5 protein-coding genes are annotated in these 8,744 nt (G+C 61.4%); 1 reads left to right on the top strand and 4 read right to left on the bottom strand.

What is annotated here, in order from left to right; genetic code table 11:
• The first annotated feature begins 196 nt into the window (after positions 1 to 196).
• Positions 197 to 3,100 (top strand): formate dehydrogenase subunit alpha, encoded by a 2,904-nt coding sequence (gene fdhF / locus WBP53_RS10520; protein WP_423928671.1) that lies wholly within the window; start codon positions 197 to 199, stop codon positions 3,098 to 3,100.
• Between the two features lie 527 nt (positions 3,101 to 3,627).
• On the opposite strand, the gene WBP53_RS10515 is transcribed toward fdhF, so the two are convergent.
• The 4 genes from WBP53_RS10515 to WBP53_RS10500 form a co-directional block, all read right to left on the bottom strand.
• Complete coding sequence (locus tag WBP53_RS10515; protein ID WP_423928669.1) at positions 3,628 to 4,848, bottom strand: di-heme oxidoredictase family protein; 1,221 nt, start codon at positions 4,846 to 4,848, stop codon at positions 3,628 to 3,630.
• Between the two features lie 181 nt (positions 4,849 to 5,029).
• Positions 5,030 to 6,097 carry a YHYH protein gene (locus WBP53_RS10510; protein ID WP_423928667.1) on the bottom strand — a complete coding sequence of 356 codons (1,068 nt, stop codon included), beginning with the start codon at positions 6,095 to 6,097 and terminating at the stop codon, positions 5,030 to 5,032.
• A 219-nt stretch (positions 6,098 to 6,316) separates the two neighbouring features.
• The gene (locus WBP53_RS10505) at positions 6,317 to 7,012 is read right to left on the bottom strand and encodes a response regulator (RefSeq protein ID WP_423928665.1); all 696 of its coding nucleotides are present in this window, start codon (positions 7,010 to 7,012) and stop codon (positions 6,317 to 6,319) included.
• A gap of 1 nt (position 7,013) precedes the next feature.
• Entirely contained in the window at positions 7,014 to 8,516 is a 1,503-nt protein-coding gene (locus WBP53_RS10500) for an ATP-binding protein (RefSeq protein ID WP_423928663.1), read from the bottom strand.
• Positions 8,517 to 8,744: the final 228 nt, after the last annotated feature.

The following is an 8,744-nucleotide window of genomic DNA, read 5'->3' as shown; positions in this document are numbered from 1 at the left end:
CATTCATGCCCGATGCTTTGACCAGCCATTCGGCTGTTGCAGGCCGGAACGTTGCAAAGAAGCATCACGGCTGAAGCCATTTCCTACAACGCACCAGAAGCCGCACGATTCGACCCGCTGGACAAACTTGCGCCCCACACCAGCTCGCGCATACTTGGCAACGTACGTGCAAGGCGGTCAATTCCCGGAGAGAACCATGCGCTCCATCGCAGACACCGATTACGGCACCCCGGCGTTCCAGTCCCTGGATTCGCTGAAATCCGTCAGCCTCGATATCGATGGCCAGGTGGTGAAGGTTGCGGCCGGCACATCGGTCATGCGCGCGGCGGCGGTGAGCGGCATCGGTATCCCGCGCCTGTGTGCAACTGACACGCTGGATGCGTTTGGATCTTGCCGCCTGTGCCTCGTGCAGATCGAAGGTATGAAGGGCTACCCGGCCTCATGCACGACGCCGGTCAGCGAGGGCATGAAGGTCACCACGCAGAATGCCAGGCTCGCCGATATCCGGCGAGGGGTCATGGAACTCTACATTTCCGATCATCCGCTCGATTGCCTGACCTGTCCGGCCAACGGCCACTGCGAACTGCAGGACATGGCCGGCGTCGTCGGTCTTCGCGAAGTGCGTTACGGCTATGCCGGCGAGAACCACGTGGCTGCAGAAACCGAAGGCGTGGCCAATCCGCGGTTTGTCGCAACCGACACATCCAACCCGTATTTCAGCTTCGACGCTTCAAAATGCATCGTCTGCTCGCGTTGTGTGCGGGCCTGCGACGAGGTGCAGGGTACCTTCGCACTAACCATCCAGGGGCGCGGCTTCGATTCGAAAGTGGCCGCAGGCCAGGACGAAACCTTCCTCGCTTCGGAGTGCGTGTCCTGCGGGGCCTGCGTACAGGCGTGCCCGACCGCAACCCTTTCGGAGAAATCACTGATCGAGAAGGGACAGGCGCAGAAGAGCGTGATCACCACCTGCGCCTATTGCGGGGTTGGCTGCTCGTTCCGCGCCGAGATGCAGGGTGAGGATGTCGTGCGCATGGTTCCGCACATCGACGGCAAGGCCAACCATGGCCATTCCTGCGTCAAGGGGCGTTTTGCAATCGGCTATGCAACACACGGCGAGCGCATCACCACGCCGATGATCCGCAAGAAGATCAGCGATCCATGGATCGTGGTCAGCTGGGATGAAGCCATCGCCCACACGGCGAAGGAATTTCGTCGCATCCAGGCCGAGCACGGCCGTGACGCCGTTGGCGGTATCACCTCGTCGCGCTGCACCAACGAAGAAACCTGGCTCGTGCAAAAACTCGTGCGCGCCGCGTTCGGCAACAATAACGTCGATACCTGTGCACGCGTCTGCCATTCACCAACGGGCTACGGATTGAAGGCAACGCTCGGTGAATCGGCGGGCACCCAGGATTTCGATTCGGTCAACGAGGCCGATGTCGTCTTCGTCATCGGTGCCAATCCAACCGATGCCCACCCGGTGTTTGCCTCGCAGATGAAGCGCCGCCTGCGCGAGGGTGCCAAGTTGATCATCGCCGATCCGCGCAGCATTGATCTGGCGCGTGCGCCGCATGTCGAGGCCGATCATCTGCTCAAGCTGAGGCCAGGCACGAATGTCGCCTTGCTCAACGCACTGGCCCATGTCATCGTCAGCGAAGATCTGGTCGATGACGCCTTCGTCGCCTTGCGCTGTGAGCCGGAAGCCTTCGCCAAGTGGAAAGCGTTCGTCTCCGACCCGCGCCATTCCCCGGAAGCCACCGAAACGGAAACCGGCGTGCCCGCAACCACCATGCGCGCGGCGGCACGCCTGTTCGCCACCGGCGGCAACGCGGCGATTTACTACGGGCTCGGCGTCACCGAGCACTCGCAGGGTTCGACCGCCGTGATGGCCATTGCCAACCTGGCCATGGCCACCGGCAACATCGGTCGTCGTGGTGTCGGAGTGAATCCCTTGCGCGGGCAGAACAACGTTCAAGGGTCGTGCGACATGGGCTCGTTCCCGCATGAGCTTCCGGGCTATCGACATGTTTCCGACTCAACAGTACGCGCCCAGTTCGAGCACGACTGGGGTGTGCCGATTCTGGCCGAACCTGGCCTGCGCATCCCGAACATGTTCGAGGCCGCTCTTGATGGCGAATTCATGGGTCTTTACATCGAGGGTGAGGACATCGGGCAATCCGATCCGAACACCCAGCATGTGAATGCAGCACTGTCGGCGATGCAATGCATCGTTGTCCAGGACCTGTTCCTCAACGAGACGGCGAAGTTCGCGCATGTCTTCCTGCCCGGTTCGACCTTCCTCGAAAAGGATGGCACCTTCACAAATGCCGAGCGCCGCATTTCACACGTGCGTCGGGTCATGAAACCGAAGTCGGGCTATGCCGACTGGGAGATCACCCAGCTGCTTTCCAATGCGCTGGGCTATCCGATGAACTACACGCATCCCTCCGAAATCATGGACGAGATCGCCCGCCTCACGCCGACCTTCACCGGTGTCAGCTATGCCAGGCTCGATGAACTTGGCAGCATCCAGTGGCCATGCAACGCGGAAGCTCCGGATGGCACGCCGACCATGCATGTCGAGGAATTCGTGCGCGGCAAGGGTCGCTTCATGCTCACCGAATACGTGCCGACGACGGAAAAGGTCAATGCCAGGTTTCCGTTGATCCTCACCACCGGACGCATCCTCAGCCAGTACAACGTCGGCGCGCAGACCCGGCGTACGCCAAATGTCGTCTGGCATGATGAAGACCGCCTCGAGGTGCACCCGCAGGATGCCGAGCAGCGCGGCATCCGCGAAGGCGATTGGGTCGGCATCGCCAGCCGCGCCGGCGAAACCGTGTTGCGCGCAATGATCAGCGAGCGCATGCAGCCCGGCGTGGTCTACACCACCTTCCACTTTCCATTCTCGGGCGCCAACGTGATCACCACCGAGAATTCGGATTGGGCCACCAATTGTCCCGAGTACAAGGTGACTGCCGTCGAAATCACTCGCGTCAGCCAGCCCTCCGAATGGCAGCAACGCCATCGGGTCTTCAGTGAAGTCCAGCAGCAGCTCCTGCGCGAGCGACGCAAGGCCCCAGCGCCAGCAACCCCGTAGGAAACGGCTTCAGCCGCGATGCTCCAAGAGATTTTTGCAGGAGCCGCGATGCCCCACGAGAGTTCTGTAGGAGGCTCGTCAGGGGCGATGCTTTCCTGGCAACCTGCGAAAGAGCATCGGACATGAATGTCTCTCCTGCGAAGAGCCGCCCGAAGACGCAGAATTCGATCGCGGTACGCGCGTCGCGTCGCTTTTCGTAGGAAGCGGCTTCAGCCGCGATGCTCCAAGAGGTTTTTGCAGGAGCCGCGATGCCCCACGAGAGTTCTGTAGGAGGCTCGTCAGGGGCGATGCTTTCCTGGCAACTTGCGAAAGAGCATCGGACATGAATGTCTCTCCTGCGAAGCGCTGCCAGAAGGCGCGGGAATCGATCGCAGTCCGCGCGTCGCGTCGCTCTTCGTAGGAAGCGGCTTCAGCCGCGATGCTCCACGAGATTATTGTAGAAGGCCCGTCAGGGGCGATGCTCTTGTCGCAACACACCCAGAAGCATCGCCCCCAACAGGCCTCCCACAGAAACAGCTCGCCCAGGCTCAGAGCGTGTCGAGGAATTCGAGCAACTGCTGTCGGTCACGATCGCTGAGACGCGCATATCCATCACGGACGCGCGCCGCTTCGCCCTCATGGCCGCGAATTGCGGCATCCACCGTTTCTGCACGGCCATCGTGCAGGTAGGGACCACTCTCGCGCAGCCCCCATAGCGGTGCAGTCTTCATCTCACCGGGTCCGGCGGCTCCCTGGGCAATGCCGTCCGCAAGCGAGCCCATGTCGTGGAGCAGAAGATCAGAGTAGAGCGCAACCGGCTTGCGATGCAGGGCAGCGATCGGGTTCGATCCGGTACGGAAGGCGGGTGTGTGGCAGTCGGCACATCCAACGCGCTCGAATTGCCGTTCACCCGCGCGCGCTGAACCTCCCATGGGGCGACGCGGTGGTGGCGCCAGAAATCGCATGAAGTCTGTTGCATGGTCGATGTCACCCTTGCCCGTCTCGGCGTCGATTTCATCTTCCGGATCCATGATCGCGTCAAACTGCGCGAGCAGTTCCTGATTGCCGTTGGGTGCATTTTCTTCGGGGAATATGCGGCTGGTGATGCCCATCTCGTTGACGTAGGCATCGGCGGAGAAATCGAGCAGGGTCGCCAACTGCGCCTTCCATCCAAATCGTCCAACTCGGTTTCCGCCATTCGCCAGATCCTCGACCATGGCCACGCGTCCGCCGATGCCATGGCGCTTCTGCCGCCGCGCGTTGGCGATGATGAGGTTGTCCGGTATTGCTTCAACCAGACCTAGCCCGAACAGCGGCGTCGATTCTCGATTGATGACGACATCGGCTATATCCGGAACGAGCTCCTGCGCCAACGGGTCAATCGCAAGCGCTTGCAGCAACGAACCGCCGAGATCGGCCAACGGATCAAACAACTCGCCGTCGCTCAAGCCGAAGCGTGTCACCAGGGTGTCACTCGCGCCGCCTGTAGCGGGTGCCGAATGACAACTTACGCAGGAGCTGCCGTTGAAGATCGGACCGAGTCCGCCTTCGGCGTCCTCGACGTTGAGGAACTCGTCCTTGCCGGCAGCGAAATCCGCCAACTGTTCTTCAGTAAGCCCGGGAAGCGGGTCGCCGGGTTCGCCTCCGCCAGGTCGGACATGCTGGGCCGACGGATCGGCACGATGGCGGCGTGAGGGAACCTGGTCAGCCGCTGTTGCGACCTCGACCCCGAAAGCACTGAACGCGACGAGCAACAGCAGAATGCGCATGTGGAAGTCTCCGAAAGGCCCTGGTCGTGGGCGTATTCGAAGCTAGTGGGCAAACATGGTTGAACAATGGAGGAGCGTTTCCATTCCGCTAAAACAAGCGGCGGCACGAATCAGGATGCGATGCAGTTCGCAGTTTTGCCTCGCTACCCGGGCCGTTGAAGCAACGGCCTCACGCCAGGTGCTATCCCGGCTGCCCGCCATTCTCGGGATTGCGCGGCTGGGCACCTCCGGGTGGCGGTGGCGGGCGCTGCAACGAGGCATCGCAGGCACGACGGTCATCATCCAGCGCGCAGCCATACTGCGCGCTCAGGCAACCGAGTATCGCGTTCGATCCGGGCGAACCTGCGTGATAGTGATAGCCGATGCTTGCCGCGTCGTGTCCGTTGCAACGATCGAGGTCGCCGGCATCGCCGCCATCCGCCAGGTCGTGGGCGAAGATCCAGTATCCATCCATGGCGATTCCGATCTGTGCGCCATGCGCGCTGGTGGGCGATGTCGAGTCAAGGCAATCCGTCACCGCATGGTAGTGGTAACCGGCATGCGGATTCACATGCCCTCCGCATGGGTCGAATGGCGCAATCGTGTGCGCGCCGAGTATCGCGTCCACGGGTGCCGGGCCATCCAGCAGGATGCCGTTGGAAGCGACTCCCGAATGGGCAAAGGCTACCGGGCTGGCGTGGTCGGCCGGTTGTGCAGTCAACGGAATCACGTAGGTCATCGTGGCGTCTTCGGGGATGTACTCGAGCAGGCACTGGACACAGTAGTTCCGATACGCCGGATCCACATCGGGTCGAGCTGCGGCCTGGCAGGCCTGCAGGCTATCGGTGACGTGGACCTTGCCGGTCGAAGCGTCGAAAATCTGCCATTCGTCATCGTCGTAGAACGTGGCGAGATTCTTCATGAATGCGCCGTCAGCCGCGTGCACCTGTCCGTTGTCCAGCCAGATGCCGCCGGCATTCGCGCCATCCGCAATGTTGCCCGGGCACCAGGGGCCCGCTTCATAGGTCGAAGGTTCGCTTTTTACGGTGATCGAGAAACAGCTCGTCCGGGCGCCGCCCGACAGGGTGCAATCCACGATCTTCGGGCCAGAGACAACTTTCGCGCTTTCGAAGAAATGCGATATGGCGGTCAGGTCAGGAACGTCGGTGTCATATCTCTTGGCCGGATCACTGTCGATCACGCTGTTGCAGCCTGTCAGCGCAATGCTCGCCTGCAAGAAGACGATCGTCAGGCACTTCGTTGAATGCACAGATTTCTCCCGTTTGGAATCTGGAGAATCGGGAACAGATCGCGCGCGGGCGCAGTGTCCCAGGGGATTCTCGCAAGCCAGGTGAGGGGGCAACGCGATGCAGGCGTGTGACCTGAATCTCTGGTCGCGACGTCGCAGCGTACACCTCGCTGTGTCCTCACTCGATCCCGGCATCTTCTCACTCAATCATGGAGAGAATCGGGATGCGCCGGTTCGCAGCTATTCGTCAACCAGCTTCGGCGTGTAGCGGTAGCCCACGCCGTAGATCGCGGCGATCGAATCGGGATCGGCACCTGCCGCGGACATCTTCTTGCGCACGTTCTTGATGTGGCTGTCGATGGCGCGGTCGTTGACGTCCCGGTAGTCCTCATGCAGCTTGTCGAGAAGCTGGTGGCGCGCGAATACCCGGCCCGGCTGGGCGAGAAACGAGCGCAGCAGCCGGAATTCGATGGGGGTCAGGGCAAGAAACTGGCCTGCGTGCGCGATACGCATGCCATCGTCATCAATGGTCCAGGTATCCGCGGCAGCCATCGACAACTTGCCCTCCGAGCGACGCAGCAGGGCATGCAGGCGTGCCATTACTTCCTTGGGGCTGAACGGCTTGCAGATGTAGTCATCAGCACCAATCGAGAGTCCGAGCAGGCGCTCCACTTCGTCGACACGTGCAGTGATCATGATGATCGGAACAGCGGAGAACGTGCGCACCTTGCGACACACCTCCACGCCGTCAAGCAGCGGCAAGCCCAGGTCGAGAAGCAGGGCGGAGGGAGGTCGTTTGCGCACGGTTTCGACAGCCGTCAAGCCATCGCTGACAACGGTTGGAGAATGGCCTTCCGCGAGCAGGAAATCCGAAAGAATGGCAGCGATCTTTCGATCATCTTCAGCGATCAGTATTTCGCGCTTCGCCTGTTTCATGTCAGCCTCCATTGGGCAGGTCGATACGGATGCAGAGCCCGTCCAGCGACGACGGCGATGCACTGATTCTTCCATGGTGTGCTTCGACGATCGCCTTGCATACCGCGAGTCCAAGGCCGCTTCCGCCCACCAGCCCGTTGCGCGAGTCCTCGGTGCGGTAGAACGGCTCGAACAAGTGGTCGATCTCTTCGGGATCGGGAGACGGCGCACTGTCTTCGATGACCAGCGCCGTGCCGTCTGCTGACGCGACGACCGACAACATCACACGACCGGGCGCGCTGGTGTACTTGATGGCGTTGGTCAGCAGATTGCGCAGCACCTGATCGATGCGGCCCACGTCGGCGACGACAATCGCCTCATCGAAATCACTGCTGAACGCCAGCTCCAGGCCCTTCTCGCTGGCCATGGCCTGGAAGCGTCCGCTTGCCCGCTTCGCCAGTGCGACCATGTCCATCTCTGCAAACTGACACGGCATCTTGCCGAGATCGGCCATCGAGACCAGGTGCACATCGTCGAGCAAGGCACTCACCGCAACCACTTCGTCGCGAAGAGAGTTGATGACGGCCTCGGTCGGCTGGCGGACGCCGTCGCTGAGACATTCAATTTCCCCGCGCAGCACGGTCACCGGCGTGCGCAGCTCGTGCGAGATGTCGGCAAGCCAGCGCCGACGCGCCGTCTCCAGCCGTTTCAGGGCGGCCACCATTGCATTGATGTTGCGAATGGCGCCGGCAATCTCGACGGATCCGCGCTCTGTCAGGCGTACGTCGAAATCGCCATCCGCCACGCGGGCCGTTGCGCCCTGGATATCCTTCAGCGGAGCAGCCCAGCGCTTCGCCATCAGCCAGGAAGTGATCGCCGCGCACAGCAACAGGGCGATTGCCGCAATCGAGATCAACAGGAATTGCTGGCGAAGAAACTCCGCATCGACACCATCGGATTCCGCTGGAATTGCAGAGACCGCGTAAGCGACCACTTCGCCATTGACGGTGATCGGCAAGCTGAGCGATTGCTCATCTGCGCCCAGCGGAAACCCGGTCACCCGTTCGCCGTTGAGATCATGGATTGCCACGCGGCCACGAAAATCACCGCCACGCAGGGGGTGGCCCGGTGGTCCTGCATGTTCAGGTCGTTCGAGATCACGTCGCGGGGGCGGACCACCAGGCGGGCCCGCTCGCGGTCCGGCTGGAGCAGTCTCCGGTGCCTGTCTGCCTGCAACGGATTCAAGCAACTCACGCATCAGGCGGGGCCTGTGTCTCAAGCCTTCAAGGCCATTGTTCCTGACGATGCTCTCGGCCGCCGCGCTGGCAAACGATTCGAGCATGACCGCTTCGCGCTCGATCACGTATTGCGAAAAACCGCGACGCAGGTTCCAGCTCATTGCCAGGCCGATGACCAGCACGCAGAGCAGCACTTGCACGAACATCCAGGCGAACAGTGATTGCGCAATCGGCCATCTTCGGCGCGAGTTCGCGTTCAGATGCGTGGTGGTTGATTCGTCATTCATTGCGCGTATGGCGTCGATCACGGGGAAGGCGAGCAACAGGGTAAACCCAAAACACACCGCTTCGCTGCATTCGAATTTTCAACCCGTGTCGCACGTGCGGGTGATGACGTCAAAGACTTGCCTGATCGGGCGGGCAAGCGCAAAGCGATTTTCGCTTCTCCACTTTCTCTACAGATTCGCAGTTCAGGATGATCATCGAAACCTGAATCCCCACGAGATCGTTCATCA

This window comes from Dokdonella sp., from assembly GCF_049593775.1.
In the GTDB taxonomy this organism is placed as follows: domain Bacteria; phylum Pseudomonadota; class Gammaproteobacteria; order Xanthomonadales; family Rhodanobacteraceae; genus Dokdonella.
This window is presented reverse-complemented; position numbering and strand designations above follow the sequence as displayed.